General features: G+C 67.7%; 23 protein-coding genes. 11 read left to right on the top strand and 12 right to left on the bottom strand.

Annotated elements, in window-relative coordinates:
* Positions 1 to 217: 217 nt before the first annotated feature.
* Positions 218 to 835: a PAS domain-containing protein gene (locus tag MKK84_RS12365; RefSeq protein WP_243920109.1), complete on the top strand. Its 618-nt coding sequence runs from the start codon at positions 218 to 220 to the stop codon at positions 833 to 835.
* Here MKK84_RS12365 and MKK84_RS12360 read toward each other — a convergent pair.
* On the bottom strand, positions 832 to 1,584 hold the full coding sequence (locus MKK84_RS12360; protein WP_243920108.1) for a Crp/Fnr family transcriptional regulator: 753 nt from the start codon (positions 1,582 to 1,584) through the stop codon (positions 832 to 834). The genes MKK84_RS12365 and MKK84_RS12360 overlap by 4 nt on opposite strands.
* Before the next feature lie 331 nt (positions 1,585 to 1,915).
* Here MKK84_RS12360 and MKK84_RS12355 point away from each other — a divergent pair, with 331 nt between their 5' ends.
* Entirely contained in the window at positions 1,916 to 2,905 is a 990-nt protein-coding gene (locus MKK84_RS12355) for a phosphoribosylaminoimidazolesuccinocarboxamide synthase (RefSeq protein ID WP_243920106.1), read from the top strand.
* A 43-nt stretch (positions 2,906 to 2,948) separates the two neighbouring features.
* Here the strand turns inward: MKK84_RS12355 and MKK84_RS12350 are convergent, their stop codons facing one another.
* The 3 genes from MKK84_RS12350 to MKK84_RS12340 all read right to left on the bottom strand — a co-directional run bounded on the left by MKK84_RS12350 (position 2,949) and on the right by MKK84_RS12340 (position 5,921).
* Positions 2,949 to 3,230 carry a DUF2312 domain-containing protein gene (locus MKK84_RS12350; RefSeq protein ID WP_243920104.1) on the bottom strand — a complete coding sequence of 94 codons (282 nt, stop codon included), beginning with the start codon at positions 3,228 to 3,230 and terminating at the stop codon, positions 2,949 to 2,951.
* Between the two features lie 55 nt (positions 3,231 to 3,285).
* Positions 3,286 to 4,467: an alpha/beta hydrolase gene (locus MKK84_RS12345; protein WP_243920102.1), complete on the bottom strand. Its 1,182-nt coding sequence runs from the start codon at positions 4,465 to 4,467 to the stop codon at positions 3,286 to 3,288.
* Positions 4,468 to 4,556: 89 nt separating this feature from the next.
* Positions 4,557 to 5,921 carry an MFS family transporter gene (locus MKK84_RS12340; protein ID WP_243920100.1) on the bottom strand — a complete coding sequence of 455 codons (1,365 nt, stop codon included), beginning with the start codon at positions 5,919 to 5,921 and terminating at the stop codon, positions 4,557 to 4,559.
* Positions 5,922 to 6,155: 234 nt separating this feature from the next.
* On the opposite strand from MKK84_RS12340, the gene MKK84_RS12335 reads away from it, so the two are divergent.
* Together MKK84_RS12335 and MKK84_RS12330 are read left to right on the top strand one after the other, a co-directional pair.
* Entirely contained in the window at positions 6,156 to 6,965 is an 810-nt protein-coding gene (locus MKK84_RS12335; protein ID WP_243920098.1) for a DUF1236 domain-containing protein, read from the top strand.
* 272 nt (positions 6,966 to 7,237) lie between these two features.
* Positions 7,238 to 9,241, top strand: a complete 2,004-nt coding sequence (locus MKK84_RS12330) for a methyl-accepting chemotaxis protein (protein WP_243920096.1) — start codon at positions 7,238 to 7,240, stop codon at positions 9,239 to 9,241.
* A 24-nt stretch (positions 9,242 to 9,265) separates the two neighbouring features.
* Here the strand turns inward: MKK84_RS12330 and MKK84_RS12325 are convergent, their stop codons facing one another.
* Positions 9,266 to 9,463: a hypothetical protein gene (locus tag MKK84_RS12325; protein ID WP_243920094.1), complete on the bottom strand. Its 198-nt coding sequence runs from the start codon at positions 9,461 to 9,463 to the stop codon at positions 9,266 to 9,268.
* A 411-nt stretch (positions 9,464 to 9,874) separates the two neighbouring features.
* A complete protein-coding gene (gene hrcA / locus MKK84_RS12320; RefSeq protein ID WP_243920165.1) occupies positions 9,875 to 10,930 on the bottom strand; it encodes a heat-inducible transcriptional repressor HrcA in 1,056 nt (351 codons plus the stop codon).
* Between the two features lie 180 nt (positions 10,931 to 11,110).
* Between hrcA and rph the strand changes: the two genes are divergently transcribed.
* The 3 genes from rph to hemW are packed head-to-tail and all read left to right on the top strand — an operon-like array spanning position 11,111 to position 13,664.
* A complete protein-coding gene (gene rph, locus MKK84_RS12315) occupies positions 11,111 to 11,824 on the top strand; it encodes a ribonuclease PH (RefSeq protein WP_243920092.1) in 714 nt (237 codons plus the stop codon).
* Positions 11,821 to 12,450, top strand: a complete 630-nt coding sequence (rdgB, locus tag MKK84_RS12310) for an RdgB/HAM1 family non-canonical purine NTP pyrophosphatase (protein WP_243920091.1) — start codon at positions 11,821 to 11,823, stop codon at positions 12,448 to 12,450. The genes rph and rdgB overlap by 4 nt, the downstream gene beginning before the upstream one ends.
* 38 nt (positions 12,451 to 12,488) lie before the next feature.
* The gene (hemW, locus tag MKK84_RS12305) at positions 12,489 to 13,664 is read left to right on the top strand and encodes a radical SAM family heme chaperone HemW (RefSeq protein WP_243920164.1); all 1,176 of its coding nucleotides are present in this window, start codon (positions 12,489 to 12,491) and stop codon (positions 13,662 to 13,664) included.
* Here hemW and MKK84_RS12300 read toward each other — a convergent pair whose 3' ends face one another.
* Positions 13,665 to 14,948: a penicillin-binding protein activator gene (locus MKK84_RS12300; protein ID WP_243920090.1), complete on the bottom strand. Its 1,284-nt coding sequence runs from the start codon at positions 14,946 to 14,948 to the stop codon at positions 13,665 to 13,667.
* A gap of 135 nt (positions 14,949 to 15,083) precedes the next feature.
* Here MKK84_RS12300 and rsmI point away from each other — a divergent pair, with 135 nt between their 5' ends.
* Both rsmI and MKK84_RS12290 read left to right on the top strand, forming a co-directional pair.
* Entirely contained in the window at positions 15,084 to 16,040 is a 957-nt protein-coding gene (rsmI, locus tag MKK84_RS12295) for a 16S rRNA (cytidine(1402)-2'-O)-methyltransferase (protein ID WP_243920089.1), read from the top strand.
* Complete coding sequence (locus tag MKK84_RS12290) at positions 16,037 to 16,426, top strand: YraN family protein (protein ID WP_243920088.1); 390 nt, start codon at positions 16,037 to 16,039, stop codon at positions 16,424 to 16,426. Before rsmI ends, MKK84_RS12290 begins: the two co-directional genes overlap by 4 nt.
* 28 nt (positions 16,427 to 16,454) lie before the next feature.
* Here MKK84_RS12290 and MKK84_RS12285 read toward each other — a convergent pair whose 3' ends face one another.
* The 3 genes from MKK84_RS12285 to MKK84_RS12275 form a co-directional block, all read right to left on the bottom strand.
* Positions 16,455 to 16,844 (bottom strand): response regulator, encoded by a 390-nt coding sequence (locus MKK84_RS12285; RefSeq protein WP_243920087.1) that lies wholly within the window; start codon positions 16,842 to 16,844, stop codon positions 16,455 to 16,457.
* Between the two features lie 255 nt (positions 16,845 to 17,099).
* On the bottom strand, positions 17,100 to 18,197 hold the full coding sequence (locus tag MKK84_RS12280) for a L,D-transpeptidase (protein ID WP_243920086.1): 1,098 nt from the start codon (positions 18,195 to 18,197) through the stop codon (positions 17,100 to 17,102).
* A 72-nt stretch (positions 18,198 to 18,269) separates the two neighbouring features.
* The gene (locus tag MKK84_RS12275; protein ID WP_243920085.1) at positions 18,270 to 19,151 is read right to left on the bottom strand and encodes an extensin family protein; all 882 of its coding nucleotides are present in this window, start codon (positions 19,149 to 19,151) and stop codon (positions 18,270 to 18,272) included.
* A gap of 210 nt (positions 19,152 to 19,361) precedes the next feature.
* Here MKK84_RS12275 and MKK84_RS12270 point away from each other — a divergent pair, with 210 nt between their 5' ends.
* Both MKK84_RS12270 and MKK84_RS12265 read left to right on the top strand, forming a co-directional pair.
* Positions 19,362 to 21,437, top strand: a complete 2,076-nt coding sequence (locus MKK84_RS12270) for a M3 family metallopeptidase (RefSeq protein ID WP_243920083.1) — start codon at positions 19,362 to 19,364, stop codon at positions 21,435 to 21,437.
* A gap of 183 nt (positions 21,438 to 21,620) precedes the next feature.
* Positions 21,621 to 22,556 (top strand): hypothetical protein, encoded by a 936-nt coding sequence (locus tag MKK84_RS12265; RefSeq protein ID WP_243920082.1) that lies wholly within the window; start codon positions 21,621 to 21,623, stop codon positions 22,554 to 22,556.
* Between the two features lie 12 nt (positions 22,557 to 22,568).
* Here the strand turns inward: MKK84_RS12265 and MKK84_RS12260 are convergent, their stop codons facing one another.
* Positions 22,569 to 22,787: a hypothetical protein gene (locus MKK84_RS12260; RefSeq protein WP_243920081.1), complete on the bottom strand. Its 219-nt coding sequence runs from the start codon at positions 22,785 to 22,787 to the stop codon at positions 22,569 to 22,571.
* A 174-nt stretch (positions 22,788 to 22,961) separates the two neighbouring features.
* Positions 22,962 to 23,354 (bottom strand): DUF2267 domain-containing protein, encoded by a 393-nt coding sequence (locus tag MKK84_RS12255; protein WP_243920080.1) that lies wholly within the window; start codon positions 23,352 to 23,354, stop codon positions 22,962 to 22,964.
* Between the last annotated feature and the right edge of the window lie 66 nt (positions 23,355 to 23,420).

The following is a 23,420-nucleotide window of genomic DNA, read 5'->3' as shown; positions in this document are numbered from 1 at the left end:
TCTTTTGGCATCAGATCGTATTGCGATCTGTCACTTAGACGCACGCGACTTGATCACGCCCACCCTATGACTGCTCGGCTTCGCATCAGCTTCGCTCGAAGCGGCTGTAATATCATTACTTATCGACAATGGCGCTAATTCAGTCTCCACAATGGCTTGATGTTGTCGAAAATCGATCTAACATGGGTTAGGGTGACGACGAGACGTTGACTGCGCTATGCCAAAACTCAAGCTTCTCGCTGGCCGAAGGCCGCGGGAAAAATCCAAACTTGTTTTGGGTGGACCGGATGCGCTTGGGTTCTGGACATGGGACGCCGAGCGCGATTGCGTATGGGCTGATACGTTCGTCGCGCTGCTGTTCGACATCGATCCCGAGGACGCCGAAGCCGGCGTGCCGCTCTCGGTTTTCGCGGCACAGATCCACCCCCCGGATCAATCGCGTGTCCTGGCCAGCTTTCGCGCGGAGGCACGCCAGGATGGGCACATGGCCCTTGAGTACCGCGTGCGAGCGTCTGGCGGGGGCCTGCGTCTGGTCCTGTCACGCGGCCGCTTCTCCTACGATCACCGCGGTCGCCCGCTATCGGGCCACGGGATCATAGTGGACATCAGCGACCTGCAGTCGCGAGATGGGGACCGGGCCCCGGCCGGGCCGTTGTCCGAAGACCCACCCGAAACATCGCTGGACCGTGCCGCGGCCGCAGCGATCGCGGCTTTCCAGGCCATCGGTCCCTTGAACGATCCGGGCCTGACAGCGCGCGCCGAAGCACTCCTGTTCGAGATCGGCCGCAGGCTCGCGACTCAGGAAGCCGAAGACGACCGCCAGCGCCTGAACTAGCGCTGGTCCTGTCCCCTCAGATGGAGGTAGGTCGGGTCGAACTCGGCTGCCGCGACCAGACCATCCCAGTCGTGCACGACCAAGTGACGGCTGCGCAGCGAGATCAATCCTGCGGCCTTCAGATCCCGGATCGTGCGATTGACGTGAACCGGCGTGATTCCGAGGGCATCGGCCAGTTCCGGTTGGGTCATGGGCAGATCGCAACTGAAGTCCGGCGCGAGTCCGACCGCGCCGAGGCGCGTGATCAATTCGCAGAACAGATGGGCCATCCGGGCGTAGGCGTCGCGCCGGCCGGTGTTGAGCGTCCATTCCCGCACGATGGCCGCGTCGATGAGCGTCGCCCGCCAGAAGACCTCGCCGAGCCGCGGCTGCGCGCGCAGTAAGGCGCGCACCGCATCGTGCTGGACGAACCCGATGCGGCAGGGGGTGACCGTCGCGATGCTGATATCGAGCGTCTGGAGATGGAGGCTCTGGAAATCCGGCACGTCGCCGGCAACGTGGTAGCTCATGACCTGCCGTTTGCCAGCCCGGGTCGACTTATAGGTGCTCGCCATGCCCGATAAGATGGCGAAGCTCCGGCCGGGGCGGTCCCCCTCGCGTACGATGTCCTGATAGGCATCGATCAGCGCAGGCTGCATCGGCATGGCTTCGATTGCGGCGCGCTCCTCGGCTGTGAGCTCGAAGAGCGCGATGCCTTCGAGCTTGCGCAGCAACGGATGCCGATCCGCGTGTTGGCTTGTTCCGCTCATCTTACCTCATTCGGCCACAGGCAGATCCGGCTGGGGACGCCTGCACCGGGTGGACACGGGGTATTCAGATGCTTCGGCACCATCAACTGACTGGGGCGAAGCGCGAGGATCGGGATCGATACATAGAGTTCGAGCGCGATCGAGCGAGCAGAGACAGAAACTCGGATTTTAGCAAGGTCAAGCTCGTTCGGATCGTATCGGAGCAGCCGAGCTGGTGCATTCACCAGGGTAGTGAGGCGCGCCGGGTTGGTGATGGGGCTGGAAATCTCCGACCCGTCCGCGCACACAGGTGGCGCGGCGGCGTCGCCGCCCAGCCTGACGGAACGCTCGGATGAACACGACCGATCTCGCCCCGCACGCGCATCAGGTCCTGGCCGAAGCGACGCTGCCCGAACTGCCGAACCATTACCGCGGCAAGGTCCGGGAGAATTACGATCTGGCGGACGGCCGCCGCATCCTGATCACCACCGACCGGATCAGCGCCTTTGATCGGGCGCTCGCCGCGATTCCGTTCAAGGGGCAGGTTCTGACGCAGACCGCCCGCTTCTGGTTCGAACGGACGGGCGATCTCTGCCCGAACCACGTCCTGGCTTATCCCGACCCGAACGTCGTCGTCGGGCAGCGGCTGGAAATTCTGCCCGTGGAAGTGGTGGTCCGCGGCTATCTCGCGGGCACGACGTCGACCTCCGTGCTGACCCGATACAGGGCCGGCGAGCGAGAGATGTACGGTCATCGCTTCCCCGACGGGATGCGCCCGAACGAGCGCCTGCCGGCGCCCATCATCACGCCGACCACGAAGGCTTTCGACGGCGGTCATGATGAGCCGCTCACCGAGGCCGAGATTCTGGGCCGCGGCCTGCTCACGAACCAGCAATGGCGCACCGTCTCGGAGGCGGCCCTGGCGTTGTTCGCCCGCGGGCAGGCTCTGGCGGCTGAGCGTGGGCTGATCCTCGCGGACACCAAGTACGAGTTCGGTACGGACCCCGAGGGCAGGATCGTCCTGGCGGACGAGATCCACACGCCGGACAGCAGCCGCTACTGGTTCGCACAGAGCTACCCGGAGCGGTTCGCCAGCGAGACGGCGCCCGAGAGCTTCGACAAGGACTTCGTGCGCAACTGGGTCGTGGCCCGCTGCGATCCCTATCGGGATCCGATCCCCGAGATCCCCGCCGACGTCATTCTCGAAACGGCCGCGGTCTACATCAAAGCCTATGAGACGATCACCGGTGCGCGATTCACGCTGCCGGATTCGGCCGAGGTGCCGCTCGACCGTGTGCGCCGCAACCTCGAATCCTATGTGGCGACGAATCCGGATCGCTGAAGGGCGGCGCGCTGCGCCGCCCCAGACCGGTCCCGGCGATGGCTCAGGCCGCCGCTGCCAGCGGGGCCGGGGCAGGGGCATCCATCGCGCGCAGGTAGACGTCGAGCAGCGTCTCGTGCTCGTCGCGCTCGTCCTTGTCCTGCTTGCGGATCTTCAGGATCTCCTTGAGGATCTTGACGTCCAGGCCCTCGCCCTTAGCCTCGGCGAACACCTCCTTCTTGGCCTCCATGAGGTCCTTGATCTCTTCCTCAAGCCGTTCCACCCGCTCGATGATCGAGCGGATCCGGTCGCCCGCAACGCCCACGGTATCGGTCAAATCGGTCATGCAATCCCTCGTCGGATGACGGGGGCATCCTCGCCGGCACAAGGTAAGCGACGGGTTAAGGCCGCGCCGGGGTCTGGGTGCTGCCTGCGATCCAGCCGATGATCGCGTCCGCCACGGCGTCGCTGTTGGCCTCCAGCATCATCATGTGGCCGTTGCCATGGATGCCGTGGTCGGCGAGCACGAGACGGTCCGGCTTGGCACCGGCCTGCGTGAGGAACGCCGCGGTGCAATCATCCATCGTGGCGCGGAACGACGCCTCGGCGGTGACGATCACGGCGGGCACCCGGGCGAGGTTCGGTAAGGTGTGCACAGGCTCGGCCTGGAGCCAGCAGCGGATCTTGTCGGGCGCCACGGCCGTCTCGGCCTGAACCACGGTGATATCGGTCGGAGCGCTCACCGGCGGCTCGAAATGGAGCGGCACCCGCGTGATGCCGTAGGGCCGGGCGCGCGCATCGCCGACGCGCTCGTACCAGTCGGCGCCGCCCTTGACGCGAATGTCGTAGAAGGTCGGCCCATTGGGTTCCACGGCGATGTGCGCCTTGACGAGGTCCGGCCGCTGGTCCGAGACCGCCCAGCCGAAGACACCCGCTTGCGAATGCGTCAGGAGGATCGCGGGGCCGATCTTCTCCAGAAGGGCGATCAGCGCCGGATCGACCAGCTCCTCGCTCTTCAGCGCGCTGGCGATGTAGGGGACCTGGGACAGGTAGAACTGGTCGAAGGCGGCGTTCCCCCGCACGCCCGGGCCATCCGGCCACTGGCTGTGAAGATTCGCCTGCGGATTCAGCGAGAACCGTTCCTGCCCGGTGAAGACCGTTTCCAGATCCTCGACCGGGAGGCGGGCATAGGGCCCATAGGTCTCCGGGTCGCCGCCCGAACGGCCACGCCCGACCTGATCCACGACATACACCGCGAAGCCCTTCGCGGCGAAGCGGTCCGCCCAGCCGGGCCGGCCGTCCGGCGTGCCGAGGAAGTTGGTCCCGGTCTGCGCGGTGCCGTGCACCATGACAACCGGGTAGGGCTGCGTGATCCGCTTCGGTGCGCGATACTCCACGAACATCTGCCCGAGCGCCGTGGTCTTGTCGCCTACACGCGTGTAGCGGCCGCCGACGAAGAAGTAGCCGCTGGTCTGCTGCGGCTTGAACGGCGCGGAGCCCGATCCCGGTTCGGCGGCGCGCGGCGCCGGTCCAGTCGCAAGGCAGAGCAGGGTCAGTACCCCTGCGGCCGTCTTCCTCAGCATGGCGTCCTCCCGCCGGGCATCTGGTGCGCCCGGAGGGCGGTATATCGGCGTGGCCACACGGCCGGGTCCAGCGGCCACGCCGATTTCAATCAGGCGTGCGCGAAGCGCGGCTTCTTGCCAAGCGCCTCCTCGACGGTGCCGGCACCGTCGAGATAGCCGTGGACCTTCGGGTTCGGCATGATCAGCGAGGCCACGAAGGCAATCGCCATCAGCACCGTGACGTACCAGAAGAACGTGCTCTCCGCGCCGGCATCCTTGAACCACAAGGCGACGAATTCGGCGGTGCCGCCGAACATGGCGTTGGCCAGCGCGTAGGACAGGCCGACGCCCAGCGCGCGCACGTTGGTGGGGAACAGCTCGGCTTTCACGATGCCGCTGATGCCGGTGTAGAACGACACGACGGACAGCCCCAGGGTGATCAGCGCGAAGGCCAGGTAAGGATCCTTGTTGGTCCCCAAGGCCGTCATCAGCGGCACCACCATCAGCGTCCCAAGGCCGCTGTAGAGCAGCATGTTGGCCTTGCGGCCGATCTTGTCGGAGAGTGCGCCGAACAGCGGCTGAATCACCATGTAGACGAACAGGACGCAGGTCATGATCTGCGAGGCCGACGTCTTGGGGAGGCCGGCGGTGTTGACCAGATATTTCTGCATGTACGTGGTGAAGGTGTAGAAGCTCAGGCTGCCGCCGGCCGTGTAGGCCAGGACGACACAGAACGCCCGCCAATGCTTGAACAGCTCGGCGAAGGTACCGGCATTCTCCTTGTCGCCGGCTTCCTTGGTCTCGGCCAGGGAGCGCCGGAGATACAGAGCCACGACCGCGAGCCCGGCGCCGATGAAGAACGGGATGCGCCAGCCCCAGGCGGTGAGCTCCGGCGCGGTCATCACGGTCTGGAGCAGAACCAGGACCAGCGAGGCCAGGAGCTGGCCGCCGATCAGCGTCACGTACTGGAACGACGCGAAGAAGCCGCGTTTTCCCTTGATCGCCACCTCGCTCATGTAGGTCGCCGAGGTGCCGTACTCGCCGCCCACCGACAGGCCCTGGAGCATGCGGGCGAGGAGCAGCAGCACCGGCGCCAGGGTGCCGACATGCTCGTAGGTCGGCAGGATGCCGATCAGCAGCGAGCCGAAGCACATCATCAGGACGGAGACGACCATCGAGGTCCGCCGCCCGACCCGGTCGGCGATGCGTCCGAACAGCCAGCCACCGACCGGGCGCATGAAGAAGCCCACCGCGAAGATGCCGGCCGTTTGAAGGAGCTGGGTGGTGGAATCACCCTTCGGAAAGAAGGCTGGCGCAAAGTAGAGCGCGAAGAAGGCGTAGCAGTAGAAGTCGTACCACTCGACCAGATTGCCCGAGGACGAGCCGACGATCGCCCAGATGCGCCGCTTCCGGTCCGCAGCGTCGTCGTGCGTGCCCGGTGCGATGCCGATCGTGTCGTTTCGCAATGCGGACATGGCGTCTCCCTCAAGCTCTTATAGGGGCGGCGATTGCCAGCCTCTTCTTCATGTGACGCGACGTTACAGGTGATGACCGTGATCGCAAGTCCGTGATGAGTCTTTCCACGGGAGGCGCCCGGCGCCTGTCACGTGCGTCGCCGCCGCAGCCAAAACCGGAACGGTTTGCCATGGGGGTCCGTTGCGGCCCGGCGCGGGCGCCGATGGCGCTCCCGAGGCGAGAGAGGCGTGGCCATGAAGCGGATTCTCAGAGACACCGTGGCGGTTGCCATCGTGATTGCGGGGGCGACAACCGCCTTCGCGCAGGGCGGACCCGGTGGGCCGGGCGGCGCGGGTCCCGGTGCAGGCGGCGGTGCTCCAGGTGCCGGCGCTGGACCAAGTGGCGGCGCGGGTCCGGGCGGTGGTCCCGGCGGTGCAGGCGGCGGCATGCGGAGCGGAGCCGAGGGTGGCGCCATGCGCGGTCCCGGTGGCGAAGGTGGCCCGCGTGGTGCCGAGCCGGGCGGACCCGGGGGCCGCGGTGCCGAAGGGCCCGGCCGCGCCGGCGGTGCCAACGAGCGCGGTGGACCGGCCGAGCGGGGCGCGCCGGGCGCGAATCCCGGTCCCGGCGAGCGCGGTCCCAAGGAGCGCGGTGCGCGGGAGCCCGGCCCGGGTGGCGAGCGGGGCAACCGTGATGCGGCTGGGCCCAACCAGGGTGGTCGTGGCTCAGCCGGCGATCGCGAACGCGGCCCCGGGGGTGAGCGTGGCGGCCGTGCAGGCGCCCGTGATGGCGGTTCGGTCCGCGGTGCGGTCGGCCGTCTCGACACGCGGCAGCGCACCGAGTTCCGGTCATCGATCACCCGCCTGGGCGTCTCGCCGCTCCGGGATGTCGCCTTCGGTCTGGCCGTCGGCACGGCGATCCCGCGTTCGGTGTCCCTGCACCGGCTGCCGCCGGCCATCGTCGAGATCGTGCCGGAATACGAGGGCTACGACTTCGTCTTGGTGCGCGACGACATCGTGATCATCGATCCCGACACCTACGAGATCGTGGATGTGATCCCGGGCTGACCCGCTCTGCCGTCGTGCAGCACGCCCGGCAGGGCGAATTTTTGACGCGTTTGGCCAACTTTTGCGAAGAAAGCGAAAGAAAAATCTCGTACAGATGCGACTGCGTGGATCCGGAGACACCCGGATCCACGCAAGAAAGACGCCGCTGAAAATATAAATCTCCATTCTGTTGAATGATACGTCTGAAAATACAATAATACTAAGCGCCACGGACCGTGAATTTCAGATACGAGATAGGGCTGTTCACGCGTCGTCTCCGTTTGGAAAGTGGTATGTCGATTGATAATTCTGGTTCGCGAGTATCCGTGCGGGCCACGCGCCTGCGCCTCGGGATAGCGGGTCGGGCAACGCTCCTGACCCTGGCGATCGCGTTCACCGCCTTCCTCACGTGCTCGGTTTACATCCACACATCGCAGACGGCGCTGCTGCGCAAGGACATCAACGCCAGCATGTCCAGCCTGAGTGGTGCCGCCGCGCGGAGCATCGGTAATTGGCTGCGCGGAAAGCTCGATCTCATGCAATTGGTGGCCGAGGAAATTGCAGGCACCGGGATCGGTCCGGAGGCTGACCGCGTGCTCGACGCATCGATCGTCCGCCAGGGATTCTACGTCGGCTACTTCGGGCGCATCGACGGCTTCTACACGAAGATGCCCAAGGCGCCGATCCCGCCGGGCTACGATCCGCGGCAGCGGCCGTGGTTCAAGGAGGTCGCGGCGACGAAGGGCGCGATTCTGACCGAACCCTACACATCCGCCAGCCGGGGCAGCATGGTTTTGACGGCGGCCGCACCGGTCGAGGACGCGCAGCATAAGCTCTCCGGCGTGGCCGCCGGCGATTTCGATGTCGGGACCCTGGCCCGAATGATCGCCGACGTTGTGCCGGGCGGCGCCGGCTACGCCTATCTCGTCTCCGGCGCCGGCAAGATCCTGATCCATCCCAAAGGTGATCTCGTCGGGAAACCTCTCTCGGACCTGATCGGCGATGCGAAGCTGGACAGCGCCGCGGGCCGCGAGATCGAGACCAGCGAAGCCGATCGCGCAACCCTCACGGTGTTCGCCCGCGTCCCGGATCTACCGTCGACCCTCGACTGGTACGTGGCGCTGTCCTTCGACCGCTCAGCGGCCGTCGCGCCAATCGACCACCTCACGCGGGACATGGCGGTCGCAACCGTCATCATGCTTTTGGCGCTGGCGGTCGCGGTCAGCCAGACCATGGTGACTACGGTCGCGCGGCCCCTCAATCGACTCGTCGGCGTCCTTCAGCGGATGAACCAGGGCGAGTTGGATACCGAGATCGCGGAGGCCCGCCGACGGGACGAGATCGGCATGGTCGGCCGGGCCGTCGAGGGCATCACGGCCCTCGTGGCGGACAAGGCGCGCGAGCAGGCCGAGGTGCGCCGCCAGGCCGACGCGGCCGCCGCAGCCGAGCGCAGCCGTACGATGACCGAACTGGCCGATGGGTTCGAGCGGGTCGTCGGCACGATCGTGGGTTCGGTGTCGTCCGCGGCCGCGGACCTTCACACCACCGCGGAGACGCTGACGGTCGCGGCCACGCAGGCGGCGGCGCAGTCCAGCGGCGTAGCGGCTGCCGCCGAAGAGGCATCCGCCAATGTCCGCACTGTCGCGGCGGCGGCCGAGCAACTCGGCGCGAGCGTGCAGGAGGTGGCCGGGCAGGTCGCTGCCTCGTCGCGGCTCGCCCAAACGGCGGTCGATGAGGCCGACGAGACCGGGCGCCGGGTGGAGGACCTCTCCGAGGCCGTATCGAAGATCGGCGCCGCCGCCGGGCTGATCTCCTCGATCGCGGCACAGACGAATCTCCTCGCGCTGAATGCCACGATCGAGGCGGCGCGTGCGGGCGAGGCGGGGCGTGGTTTCGCCGTCGTGGCCGCCGAGGTGAAGGAGCTGGCCGCCCAGACCGCCCGGGCGACTGAGGAGATCACGGACCATATCGCGCGCGTCCAGGGCTCGACCGGCGCGGCCGCCCGGGCGCTCGACGGGATCGTGGCACGCGTCCGCGACATCAACGACGTGGCGAGTGCGGTCGCCGCCTCGGTGAGCCAGCAGGAATCTGCTACGCAGGAGATCGCGCGCAACGTCAGTCAGGCCTCGGCCGGGACCGCCGAGGTCACGACGAACATTGCCGGCGTGGCCGGAGCCGCGGCGCAGACCGGCCAGGCCGCGCATAAGGTTCTAGATTCCGCGACGGAGCTGTCCCGACAATCCGACCATCTGGGTGTCGAGGTCGCGCGTTTCCTGGAGTCGGTCAGAGCCGCCTGACGATGCAATCCCGTGCCGAGGCGATCAGCGATGCGCCTCGGCCGCCATGCGGATCGCGAGCGCCGCCAGCACCGTCCCCATCAGCCACCGCTGAACGGCGCTCCAGAGCGGTCGCCGGGTGAAAAAGCCGGCGATCGTAGCAGCTAAGACGATGGAGACAAAAATCGTCATCACGTTGACGACAAGCAGCGTAACGCAAAAACAGCGCTTGCCACGGCACACTTCTACATTCCGGTTCGGTGAACCGAGGAAGCCGCGACAGGTACACGACCGCTCTTTTCAGATTGAGCAAATTGATCGGCAGTCCCATCACGAAAAGCTTGCGCAGGCGCTCATGCGCCAGCTCGCGGACTTGTAATGGCGATCGCCCGTTCGGCCGTATCATCGACCCGTGAGTTTAACCGACTCACCCGCGAGGGCATACGTAATCGGCGGTGGCCGGGAGTTCAGAGGATGGTCGTTTCTCTGGCATGATCCGGAGAAGCGAATGGCGAGTGAAGAGTCACGCTGCACCTCGCAATTCCGCTCCGAATTCGGCAATACCGGAAACGGTGAATGCCAGTGAACGGCGGAATGCCGACGCACATCTCACTCCCGAAATGAAGCTCCGTGCTTGGTGCTGCAACGACTGTATCACCGCCCACCATCCAACAGCTTCGAGACCACCCGGGCGGTGTAGTCGACCATTGGCACGATGCGGGCATAATTCAGGCGCGTCGGCCCGATCACCCCGACCACGCCGACGATCTTCTGGGCTCCGTCGCGGAACGGCGCGGCGATCAGCGATGAGCCGGAGAGCGAAAACAGCTTGTTCTCCGAGCCGATGAAGATCCGCACTCCGTCGCCGCCTTCGGCCCGGGCGAGCAGGTCGATCACGTCCTTCTGGCTCTCCAGATCGTTGAACAGCAGGCGGATGCGCTCCAGATCCTCGACGGCCTTCAGATCGTCGAGCAGGTTGGCCTGACCGCGCACGATCAGCTGGCGCGCTTCGGATGGGCCGACCGGCGTCGCGAGCCCGGCATCCACGAGGCGCTCGGTCAGGGCGTCGAGTTCCCGCTTCATCGCCTGGCGGCTGGCCTCGATCTCGGCCCGCAGGGAGCCCAGGGTCCGGCCCCGAAGCCGGGCGTTCAGGAAGTTCGTGGCTTCCTGCAGTGCGCCGGTGGGCAGGCCTGGCGGCAGATCGACCAGGCGGTTTTCCACCGAGCCGTCGTCCGAGACCAGCACGACGAGCGCCCGGGCCGGGTCGAGGCGCACGAACTCGATATGCTTCAAGTTCACGTTCGCCTTGGTGGTTAGAACCACGCCGGCGCCGCGCGAGACACCCGACAGCATGGTCGAGGCCTCGGCCAACGCCGAGTCGAAGGTGTGGCCCGAGGCCGCGGCTCGCATCTGCGCCTCGATCCGGGCCTGCTCGTCCTGGCTGACGTCGCCGAGTTCCAGCATGGCGTCGACGAAAAAGCGCAGGCCGAGCTCGGTCGGGAGCCGGCCCGCCGATGTATGCGGCGCAAAGATCAGGCCGGAATGCTCCAGATCCGCCATGACGTTGCGGATCGAGGCCGGCGACAGGGCCATCGGGAGAATCCGCGCAAGATTGCGCGATCCGACCGGTTCGCCGGTGGTGAGGTAGCTCTCGACGATCTGCCGGAAGATCTCCCGGGCGCGTTCGTTGAGCGCGGCAAGCGCCTGCATCGATGGGCCGTCGAGAAATCGTGGGTTCGGGTCTGTCACGCGCTGATCCTGTGGGCCGATCATGTCCAACCGTCCAGTCTGGATCAATCCGTACATTGCGGCTTCGCTGCGCCGCTTGCCCGCGCCGACATGGCGGCCTAAGAGCCCGGCCCTCGACTTTCCTCACAGAAGGGGTCCGCAATGCGGCCTTCCAAGCGTGCCGCCGACGAATTGCGGCCCGTGAGCCTGGAGCGCGCGGTTTCGCGCTATGCCGAGGGTTCGTGCCTCGTCAGCTTCGGCAACACCCGGGTGCTCTGCACGGCTTCGCTGGAGGAGCGCGGCCCGCCGTGGCTGCGCGGTTCGGGCAAGGGCTGGGTGACGGCCGAGTACGCGATGCTGCCGCGTGCGACCCACGAACGCACCCGCCGCGAAGTCGGTTCCGGCAAGCCCTCGGGGCGGACGCAGGAGATCCAGCGGCTGATCGGGCGCTCGCTGCGGGCGGTGACCAACCTGCCGGCGCTCGGCGAACGGCAGGTGACGGTCGATTGCGACGTGATCCAGGCCGATGGCGGCACCCGCACCGCCGCCATCACGGGCGCCTGGGTGGCGCTGCACGATTGCTTCGCCTGGATGCGGACGCGATCGATCATCTCGGTCGATCCGCTGCGCGACCACGTCGCTGCCGTCTCCTGCGGCCTCTACAAGGGCACACCGGTGCTGGACCTCGACTACGCCGAGGATTCAGCCGCCGAGACCGATGCCAACTTCGTACTCACCGGCCGGGGCGGGATCGTAGAGGTTCAGGGCACGGCCGAGATGGAGCCGTTCTCGCAGGATCAGCTGCTCGAATTGCTGCGCCTCGCGCGCGCAGGCACCGAGCGGCTGGTCGCGCTTCAGAAGGAGGCAATCGCGTGAGCCGGCGCCTGACGGGCAGGGTGGTCATCGCCACCCACAATGCCGGCAAGCTCACCGAGATGCGCGAATTGCTCGCGCCCTTCGGGATCGAAGCGGTGTCGGCCGGCGAACTCGGCCTTCTCGAGCCGGAGGAGACCGGTACGATGTTCGCCGAGAACGCGGCGATCAAGGCCCTGGCCGCCACGCAAGCCACGGGCTTGCCCGCCTTCGCGGACGATTCGGGCCTGTGCGTCGATGCCCTCGACGGGGCGCCAGGCATTTTCTCCGCACGCTGGGCCGGCCCGACCAAGGACTTCGCCAGCGCCATGGCGCGGATCGCCTCGGAGATGGACAGGCGCGGCGCTCAGGATCGCCGGGCACATTTCGTCTCTGCGCTGGTGCTGGCATGGCCGGACGGCCATACCGAGCTGTTTGAGGGCCGGGTATTCGGCGACCTCGTGGAGCCCCGCGGCTCGGCCGGGTTCGGCTATGATCCGATCTTCCGGCCGGACGGCCACGACCGGACCTTCGGCGAGATGACCGCCGAGGAGAAGCACGGAGTCGATTGGCAGCGAGGGCAGGGGCTCTCGCACCGCGCCCGGGCCTTCGTGGATCTCAGCCGAGCTTGCCTCGCACCCAGCGCGTGATTGCCAAACCGGGCCGCGCCGCTCACATCCCCACCATCATGCAAGCGACCGGCCCGGACCACCCGACCCGCGATGCGGGCTTCGGCATCTACCTGCACTGGCCCTTCTGCGCCGCGAAGTGTCCCTATTGCGACTTCAACAGCCACGTGCGCCATGCCGGCGTGGACGAGCCGCGCTTCCTCGACGCGTTCCGGGCCGAAATCGACCACGCTGCCGAGCGGACGCCCGGCCGGACCGTCACCAGCATCTTTCTGGGCGGTGGCACCCCGTCGCTGATGCAGCCCGCCACGGTCGCCGGATTGCTCGACGCCGTCGCTTCGCGCTGGCCCGTCGCGCCGGATGTCGAGATCACGTTGGAGGCCAACCCGTCGAGCGTCGAGGCGGCCCGTTTCCAAGGCTACCGCGCCGCCGGGGTCAACCGCGTGTCGCTCGGCGTACAAGCGCTGAACGACGCATCGTTGCGTACCCTCGGCCGGCTGCACGATGTGGCACAGGCGCTCGACGCGATCCGCGTCGCGCAGGCCACCTTCGCGCGCACCTCATTCGATCTGATCTATGCCCGACCAGGCCAGACGCCGACGATGTGGCGGGACGAGCTTGCCGAGGCCCTGAAACGGGCCGGCGAGCATCTCTCCCTCTACCAGCTGACCATCGAGCCCGGCACGCCCTTCTACGGCCTCGCCAGCACGGGCAAGCTGGTCGTGCCGGACGACGATACGGGGCGCGCCCTCTACGACGTGACGCAGGATCTCTGCGCGGGCGCCGGTCTTCCCGCCTACGAGATCTCGAACCACGCCCGGCCCGGCGCGGAATCCCGCCACAACCTGCTCTACTGGCGTTACGGCGAGTATGCCGGGATCGGCCCCGGGGCGCATGGACGCCTTGTCACCGAGGCGGGCCGGATCGGCACCGTGACCGAGCGTGCGCCCGAGGCGTGGCTCGCTCGGGTGGAGCGCGACGGTCAGGGGATCGTCGAGACGGAAACCCTCACTCCCGCCGACCAGGCCGACGAGTTCCTGGTGATGGGCCTGCGGCTGCGCGAAGGAATCGATCCGGAGCGCTACGCCGCCCTCAAGGGCCGCCCCCTGAACGGCAACCGGATCGGTATGCTGGTCGGTGACGGCCTGCTGGAGCGGCGGTCCGGAGGTCGCATCGCCGCAACCGCACGTGGCGCACCGGTCCTCAACGCGATCGTCGCCGAACTCGCCGGCTGATCAGATGCCAGGCTTTGCCAGGACCCTGGGGGCCGGGCTCACCGGCGTCGCGGCGTTGTTGCGGATCTCGTAGACCGCCAGCGCCCGCTCGCTCTGCCCGTCCGGACGGAAACGGAACGTGCCGTCCACCCCGGCGAAACCCGCGCCATTGGTCAATGTCGGCTCGGCGAAGCGCTGCGAGCCGTACTGGCGCGCCAGCGCCGCCGCGAGCGTCACGGCGTCGTAGGCGAGGGATGTCACGCGCGGCGGCGCGGCGCCGAACCGCGCCTGATAGCGCCCACTGAAAGCCGAGAACCCGCCGCGATCCGGTGCGGCGAAGTGGCCGCCCTGGAGGGCTGGGAGAGCGAAGAGCGCCGGCTCGTTCCACAAAGCCGTTCCGACCGGCCGGACACGCGCCGGCGCGAAGCCGGCCTTGCTCAGCGCCGCCGCGACGGCCGGCATGGCCTCCGCCGTTTCCGGAATGAACAGCGCGTCGGCCGTCGCGCCGGGGCCTATGATGACGCGGGCCAGACGCGCCACCGCGGGCCCCGGATTGCCCTCCGGATAGCGCTCCACGGCCGCGACCCGCGCGCCGCGGCGCCCCACGGCCTCGCGGAAGGCCGCTTCGACGGCATTGCCGTAGGCCGTCTCGGGGATCAGCGCCGCAAAGGAGCGTTTGCCGCCGGCAACCGATTCCTCGACCACCCGGTCGACCTCCGGCTGCGGCAGGAAACTCAGGAGATAGACGTTCGGCGCCGCCACGGTGACGTCGGTGGAGAAGCCGATGACCGGCTTGCCGGCTGCCTTCGCCACGGCGGCGGCGGACTGGACGCTGCCGGCGAAGAGCGGCCCGAGCACGATTTCGGCGCCCTGCCGGAGGGCGTCCTGGGTCGCCTCCCGCGCGCCCTCGGGTGTGCCGCGGTCGTCTTCCACGAGGAGCGTCAGGTCCGGCTGCTGTGCCTCTTCGAAGGCGAGCTGCGCCGCGTTGCGCATGGCGTTTCCGACGGTCGATCCTTGTCCGGTAAGGGGCAGGATCAGGCCAACCTTGATCGAGCCCGCGCCGATCCGCGGCCCTGCAGACGCCATTGGGGTGACAGGCCCCGGACCTGCAGGCGCCGGGGCCGCCTGCGACGCGTCCGACTGTGGGATCTCGACAGGTGGCGTGAGGGCAGCTTGGGGCGCCGATCTGCGACGGGCGATATCGCCGCCAAGACACCCACCGAGGGGCAGGAGCGCCGCGCAGAGGACGGCGCTGAGGGCAAGGACGCGCACGCGATGAACCGGCGCGCCGATCAGGCGCGCCATGGCGCAATCTCCTTCGGGCAGGCCGGGGAAGCGTGATCGCGGGATCCAGAAATGTAAACGCAGCGCGCACGACTGCCCCCCGCCAAGACGGCCGACGCGCGACGAGAGCCGGTCAGTGTGGCAAGATCGCCAACGATGACCCGCAGATTCGACGCTCCCACGACAGCCCCGCCCCGGAAACCGGGACAGGATCGGCCACGGGCCACCACCTTCACGGCCTTCGGGCTGGCGAGCGAGACCGAACCGCTGTCGCCCGGCCTGCACATCGTGGCGACGCCGATCGGCAACCTGCGCGACATTACCATTCGCGCGCTCGCCACCCTCGCGGCAGCCGATGCCGTGCTGGCCGAGGATACGCGGGTCACGCGGACGCTGCTCGCCCATTACGGCATCACCACACCGCTGCTCGCCTATCACGAGCATTCCAATGACGCGGTGCGCGAGCGGATGGTCGGCCGGCTGCGGGCCGGGGAGGCGCTGGCCCTCGTCTCGGATGCAGGCACACCGCTGGTCTCCGACCCGGGCTACAAGCTGGTCCAGGCGGTCATCGAGGCCGGCATTCCGATCACGCCGGTTCCCGGCCCCTCTGCGGTGATGACTGCTCTGGTGGCGGCAGGGTTGCCCACGGACCGGTTCTTCTTCGAAGGCTTCCTGCCCCAGAAGGCCGGTGCCCGCCGCAACCGCCTGGAGGCACTGATCCAGGTGCCGGGCACGCTGGTCCTGTTCGAATCGCCCCATCGGCTGCCGGAGATGCTCGCCGACGCGGCCGCCGTTCTCGGGCCTGACCGCCCGGCCGCGGTGACCCGGGAGTTGACGAAGCTCTACGAGACGATCCGCCGCGACACGTTGGGCGGCCTCAGCGAACGCTTCGCCGAGGACGGGCCGCCGAAGGGCGAGATCGTCGTCATCATCGGCGCCGCCACGGCCGTGGAGCGGAATGCGGAGGGTGACGAAGCCCTCGATGCCCTGCTCCGTACGGCGCTGGAGCGGCATTCGATCAAGGATGCCGCCAGCCTCGTGGCCGACGAGACCGGGCAGCCGCGGCGCCTCGTCTACACCCGGGCCCTCGCCCTGGCGCGGAGCGACGCGTGACCGGGGCACGGCCCAAACAGGATGTCCGGCGCCGCGCCGCCTACCTGAGAGGCCATCGCGCCGAATGGCTGGCGCTGGCGGCCTTGATGCTCAAGGGCTACTGGCCGATCGGCCGACGCGTGAGTTTCGCGGGCGGCGAGATCGACCTCATCGTTCAGCGCGGGAAAACCATCGCGTTCGTGGAGGTGAAAGCGCGGCCCCGGCGGGACGACGCCCGCGAGGCGATCGACGCGGCCAAACGGAGCCGCTTCTCCCGCGCCGTCCGCGCCTGGATCGGACACTACGCGTGGTCCGCGGGCATGACGTTCCGGGCGGACGCCGTGTTCGTCGGCGCCCGGGGCTGGCCGGCCCATGTCGCCGACGCTTTCACGATCGAGGGCATGTGACGCAGCCGCTCTTGCGGCCGTTCTCGTCTTAGGCGCGCGCGGCCCGAATGGCGCCAATCAGCGTGCGCTTCAGTTCGGCCTGGCTGAACGGCTTCTGCACGACCGGCCGGTCGCGGAACGGTTCGCGGATGCCAGCGCCGCCGTAGCCGGTCGAGAACACCAGGGGCAGATCCCGCTTGGCGATAGCTTCCGCGACCGGGTAGATCGGTTCACCCGCCACGTTCACGTCGAGGATCGCGACCTCGAACGTCTCCTGAGCGGCCATCTCGAGCGCCGAGGACAACCGGGCAGCCGGTCCGACAACGGCGCAGCCGAAATCGAGCAGCATGTCCTCCAGCAGCATCGAGATCGCGGCCTCGTCCTCGACGACGAGTACGCGGACGCCGTTGAGCACATCATCGTTGGAGTCAGCAGTCACGCCGGGCCGTCTTCCCTTCCAGCGCCCCCGAACCGGGGACCGTGCCGTCCGTCAAGATACACCCAGGAACCGTGTGTTCGGCGTCCGAAGCGCGCAGCGCCGCTACGACGACCGGTTCACGAGGTGGTCCTTGGCGTCGCCCGTAACGCGCAACGTGTCAAGCGTTCGCGCGCTGTTCCCCGGCTATCCGCGCGCAGAATGTTAACCGCCGATACATTTTCGTTGCCGGCTGCGGGAGGCTGCGGCTTTGGCGTCTCAATCGTCCTTGAAGGTGACCTTCGCACCGCGCGCCACGTGGGCTGCGAGATCGCGGGCATTCCAGTTGGTCAGACGGATGCAGCCGTGTGACTCGGTCTTTCCGACCTTCTCGGGTTCCGGCGTGCCGTGAATGCCGTAGCTCGGGATCGCCAGATCGATCCAGACGAGGCCGACCGGATTGTTCGGGCCGGACTGGATGGTGAACTTGTGCTGCGCTTTGACACCCTTAAACGCGTATTTCGGGTTGTAGGTGTAGTCGGGGTCGAACGCGACGCCCTTCACCTTGGTCTCGCCGCTCGGCGCCGGCTTCTCGGAACTGCCGATTGAGGCCGGGTAGTAGGCGAGCAGCTTGTCGTCGGCTCCGTAGGCACGCACATCGCGGCTCGTTTTGTCCACCTCGATCCGTTCGACCTTCGGCTCCTGCGGCAGCTCCTTCGCCTTCGGCTTGTCGGTCCCCATCGGGTCGACGGCCGCGACCGTGATGGTGGTTCCGGCCTTGTCGAGCGGCTTGTCGGGGTTGAGGGCCGTCACGAGGGCGCGGCTCATGTGGAAGCGCTCGGCCAGCATCTCGCGTGGATTCGTGTAGCTCAACGCCTTCAGATCGGCCTGTTGCTCCATCTTGGGCGGGATCTTGTCGAGGAAGGGTCCCGAGGCATCGGCCTCCGTGATCGGATAATCGGTCACCACCGGCTTATCGCTCGTGGCCTGGAGCTTGCCCCACACCTCCGGCGTCAGTGCCTGCGTGGCCGGAAGGCCTTGCGCGACGGCAAATGCCGAAAGCGCACGCCGGTAATTGTCGCCGGTCAGACCATCGATGGCGCCGGGAAAGAAGCGGGCGCGATCGAGCAGCACCTGAGCTTTGACGATCAACGGATCGGGTTTCTCGTCGTTCTTCTTTCCGGTCTGGCGCTTGGCGGGCGCCTTCTCGCCGGCTTGCGGCGACAGGGTCGCGGTATTGATGGCGTCCGCGGTCAGGGCGGGGGCTGGAGCCACTTGATCGGCGGTCTTCGGCTTTGGGCGCGCCTCCGCGACCTGCGTGGCGAGGCTGGTCGCCAGGAGCGCCGCAAGGACCGGCCGCCAGGATTTCGGGCTCATCGCGATCGCCGTCTCCAGAAGCGTGGGCGCTTCGCACGCAGAAATGCTGCGCCTGACGGAACGTTCCACGTCCTACTCACAGAGGCGGTGACCAGCGGTCCGCTCGCGCTCGTCGAGGTGGAAGTGGTTGGCATGGGCCGCGTTCGAGCCTGGCCCCAGAACCGTCCGGAAGAAGCCGCAGGCCTTTCCGCGGACAGCGCTCAGGAACCGCGCCTCGTCGGAGCCGTCCGGCATCGCCTTCACCGGTATGCTGGCGCGGCCCGCGAAGGTGAAAGCCATGATGTCGGCGGCGTTGGCGAAGGCATGCTCGCTCAGCTTGGCATCGACATCGTGGTTCTGGCCGCGGCAGACGTACGAGCCGCCGAGTTCCAGTCCGGTCAGCCCGTGCTTCAGCGACCGTTCGGCCTCGACCTGGACCTCCGTCACCCAGCGTGCCAGCGCCTCGGCCGTCCGGCACGTCAGCGTCGCTCCCTGCGGCAGTGCCACGCCGTCGGGGAGCCGCACGATCTTCAGCGGCAGAGGCGCCGTGCATTGGCCCTCGATGATCGGTGGCAGCGGCTCGAATTCGACGCCGAGCCGCTTGAGACGGGTTCGGCACGCGGTGTCGTCCGGGGGCGTGACCTTGAGCGCCAGAGCCGCCTCGCCGGAGAGTTCCGGTGGTCGCCCGGGCGGAGTCGGCGGCGGATTGGGAATTTCGGGCTTGCCGATCTCTGGAGGCTTTGCCTGAGCTGGTGCGTCGGCGGTCTCCTTCGGTGGCGAAGCTGGTGGCGTCAGCTCGGCCGGACGGGCTGGCGGCGTTGGCGGTGGCGCCTCCAGAGCGGGCGGCGTCTTCAGGGTCTCGGGCCGCTCAGGCGGAAGGGGCGGAGGCATCGGGACGGTAGCCGCCGGTGCCTCGGCGGCGTGGCTTGCGACGGCCGACACGGCCAGGGCAAGGGCGCCGAATGCCAGGACCATGGGCAGTCGGCGGATCGGCTGATGTCGTCCCGGCATGGAGGCTCGAAGCGTGGGCGTTGGCTGTCAGAAACGAGCGAGCGGCCATTCGGATCAATCACACGGTTGACGGATCGCCCGAACAGGATTCTGTCTGGCGGATCGTATGCGCGACCGACACGCCGAACCGCCCCGACGACGGCCCGCGCCACCTGGATCGACACTGAGGACTTAATGCCGGACGCCGTTGAAGCCGGGCTCCCGAGCCTGCCGCAGGACAATCCCTTCCGCGAGGCACGCTGGAGCACGCCGTACGGAATCCCGCCCTTCGAGCTGATCCGGCCGGAGCACTATCGCCCGGCCTTCGAGGCGGCGCTTGCCGCCCATGCCGACGAGATCGCGGCGATCGCTGGGGAGGCGGCCCCGGCGACGTTCGCCAACACCGTGGAGGCTATGGAGCGCGCAGGGCAGGCGCTCGATCGAGTTGCGGGTGTCTTTTACAACCTGACCGGCAGCCATACTAACCCTGAGCTGCAGGCCATCGAGCGCGAGATCGGGCCGAAGCTCGCCCGCCATGGCAGCGCGATCTACCTGAACCCGCAGCTCTGGGCGCGGATCTCGGCCGTCGATCCAGAATCCGAGGGACTGGGTCCCGAGGAGCGGCGCGTCCTCGACCGCTACCGCATCCGCTTCCGCCGGTCCGGCGCGACCCTTGCGCCCGACGCCAAGGCTCGCATCGCCGAGATTGCGGCTCGGATGTCGGAGCTTGGCACGAAGTTCAGCCAGAACCTCCTGGCCGACGAGAGCAGCTTCACGCTTCCGCTGCAGACCGAGGACGATCTCGCCGGGCTGCCGCCGTTCCTGCGCGCCGCGGCCGGGAGCGCCGCGGAGGAACGCGGCCTGGATGGCCATGTCATCACCCTGTCCCGTTCGCTGATCGATCCGTTCCTCGTGTTCTCGACCCGACGCGACCTGCGCGAGCGGGCTCATGCGGCCTGGACGCGGCGCGGTGAGAACGGCGGTGAGACCGACAACCGCGCGATCGCCGCGGAGATCATCCAGGTGCGCGCCGAGCGGGCGCGGCTCCTGGGCTTCGACAGCTTCGCGCATTTCGCCCTCGACGACACGATGGCGGCGAGCCCCGATGCGGCCACCGGCCTTCTGCGCGACGTCTGGACCCCGGCCCGGGCGCGGGCGAGCGACGAGCGCGACCGGCTCCAGGCGGCGATTCAGGATGAGGGTCACAATTTCACCCTTCAGGCGCATGATTGGCGCCACTACGCCGAGAAGGTGCGGCGCGATGAGCACGATCTCGATGAAAGCGAGATCAAGGCCTACCTGCCCCTGGAGGGGATGATCCAGGCGGCCTTCGACACGGCCTCCCGACTGTTCGGCCTGACCTTCGAGGAGCTGTCCGATGTTCCGCGCTATCACCCGGATGTCCGGGTCTGGCGGGTCGGCAACCCGGACGGGTCCGAGGTCGGGCTGTTCCTGGGCGATTACTTCGCGCGGGCGACCAAGCGCTCTGGCGCCTGGATGAGCGCCTTCCGCTCGCAGGAGCGGCTGAACGGGCCGATCACGCCGATCATCGTCAACGTGATGAATTTCGCCAAGGCGCCGGAGGGTGAGAGCACGCTCCTGTCGTTCGACGATGCCCGCACCCTGTTCCACGAATTCGGCCATGCCCTGCACGGCCTTCTGTCGGACGTGACCTATCCGTTGCTCTCCGGCACCGCCGTGGCCCGCGACTTCGTGGAACTGCCTTCGCAGCTCTACGAACATTGGCTGGAGCAGCCGGAAGTCCTGCGGACCCATGCGCGCCACCACCAGACCGGGGCGCCGATGCCGGATGCGCTGCTCCAAAAGCTCCTGGCCGCCCGCACATTCAACCAGGGTTTCGCCACGGTGGAGTACACCGCCTCGGCGATCGTCGACATGACACTCCACCTCTCGGCCGAGGGCGAGTCCGGGCTGGACGTGCCCGCCTTCGAGACCGAGGCATTGAGGCGGATCAGCATGCCGTCCGAGATCGGCATGCGGCATCGGACACCGCACTTCGCCCACATCTTCTCGGGCGACGGCTACGCAGCCGGCTACTACAGCTATCTCTGGTCAGAGGTACTGGATGCCGACGCGTTCGACGCCTTCCGCGAGGCCGGCGACATCTTCGATCCAGAGACCGCCAAGCGCCTGCGCACCTTCGTGTACGGCGCCGGCAACCTGCGCGACCCGCGCGAGGCCTACACGGCATTCCGCGGTCGGATGCCGAGCATCGAGCCTCTGCTGAAGAAGCGCGGGCTTGCGGCGTGACCGAGAGCGCTCTCCGCCGACGTGATTCCCGGTTCGGCGCAGGAGCGCGCGATTATACTAGACTTTGGAGCCACTCTCGAGCGCGTTGCGATCGGCAGTGGCTCTTCATGGCCGGTAAGGGTTTCGTAAACAAACGTCCTTAACGAAGGCTTGCAGTGACGTCCTGCACCGGAGTTGGGGGCGATGACCAAGACCGAGACCAAGCCGGCCGTTTCGCCGGACGAGCTGCTCAAAGCCATTGTGACCGGCCAGGCCGAAACGGCCCCGGAGGCCGCCAAGTCTTCGGAGACCGCCAAGTCGCCGAAAGCCCCCGCGCCGACGCTGGCGATGCTGCGTTCTCTGCCGCGGATCGATCGGCGGGCCCTCGCGATCCCGGGCGTCTGCGTCGCGTTCGGCGCCCTGCTGGGCGGTGGCGTCATCGCGATGACCCGATCGTCTGGCCTGTCGAGCGACGCTGTCGCGGCGCTCAGCACGACGCTGGATGCCGGCCGGACCGAGACAGCGCGTCTCAGCAGCGATATCGCGCAGCTCCATCGTATTCTTGCCGACCTGCGCGCCTCGACCGACACCGCCCGCAAGGAGGCCACAGGCCGCAGCGGCGCGCTCGGCGAGCGCTTCGCGCAGCTCGACAAGAACCTGACCGCCAAGAACGCGGCCCTTGGCGAGCGGCTCGAGCAGGTCGAGCGCGAGCAGAACGCGCGGATCGCAAGCCTTGCCGCGCAGATCGACCGGCGGTCCGCTGCGGTCACGAAGGCCGAGCCGACGCAGACCGGGAGCCTTGCCGAGACGCGCAGTCTTGAGCCGAAGACCGTCGAGCCCAAGGTTGTGGAGGCCAAGGTCACGGACGTAAAGGCTGTCGAGACGAAGCTCGCCGATGCCAAGCTGGCCGACGTGAAACCGAAGGCCTCGGGCAGCGAAAAGCCCCCGGTGATCGACGCCTGGGCGGTCCGCGAGGTCTATGATGGGATGGCGATTCTGGAAAATCGCCGCCACCGGCTCCTGGAAATCGGACCGGGGGAGGTCCTGCCAGGCTTTGGCCGGGTCGAGGGCGTCGAGCGCCGTGGGCGGGACTGGGTGGTCGTAACCCGGCAGGGGATCGTTACCCCGCAGGCTTGGTAGCTGCCCGAGACTTCAGCGGGACGGGTAGGGCGTCGCGACCAACCCGTCCGCCGTGACCGGGAAACGCGGCTCCAGGGTCAGCGGATCGGCCATGGCGGCCGAGCGCTCGGCGCGACGGCGGCCGTGACGGAGCGCGCGGGAATGCGCCGCCCGTGTTGGATGCAGGATCGCGGCGAGGAGGGCTTGGCCCTCGAACGAACTGTCCAAATTCTTCGCTTCGAAGACGGGCATGGCCGGCCTGTTGGATTGCGGTCGCGAACGTCGCAGAAGGCGACGATTCCGACCGCTCCCCAATAACGGGGATCGTGGTGACAGGTTCCGTCAAGCTTTCGCCCGGAAACTGTTTTTTCACGATCGTCCTGGCCGAGCCCGAATGCTGTGCGGCTGCGCACTCGCAGCGTTAGATCAGACGAACTGGTTGAGACCTGGGATTGAGCCGAGGATCGGCCCCATCGCGTCTTCGCCGACCTTCTCGCGGCCGAACGCGAACAGCTCCTGACCGAGCGGCTGCATCTGGCCCATCGGCACGCCGGCCGACATCAGCTTCTGGCCGAGCGCCATGACGCCGCCGCCGCCCATCATACCGCCGAGCATGCCCATCAGACCGCCGCCGCTGGTCTCGCCGGCGTTGGATTCGGCGACCAGCGATTCGGACCCCGGTAGCGCCGCCAAGAGCTGGTTCACCTCGGTCTCGGGCCCTTCCTTCTGCAGGAAGGCCAGGATGTGGCCGATCGCGGTTTGGGCCGTCGCGGCATCGAGCCCGGTACGGGCGGTCACGCGGGCGAGCAGTTCTTCCATGGGGATGATCTCTTCGGAACGTTTCGAGACGTCCTTCGACTCTGGGGCGCTGGAAATCAAGCGCAG

It is taken from the genome of Methylobacterium sp. E-065, from assembly GCF_022829605.1.
In the GTDB taxonomy this organism is placed as follows: Bacteria; Pseudomonadota; Alphaproteobacteria; order Rhizobiales; family Beijerinckiaceae; genus Methylobacterium.
This window is presented reverse-complemented; position numbering and strand designations above follow the sequence as displayed.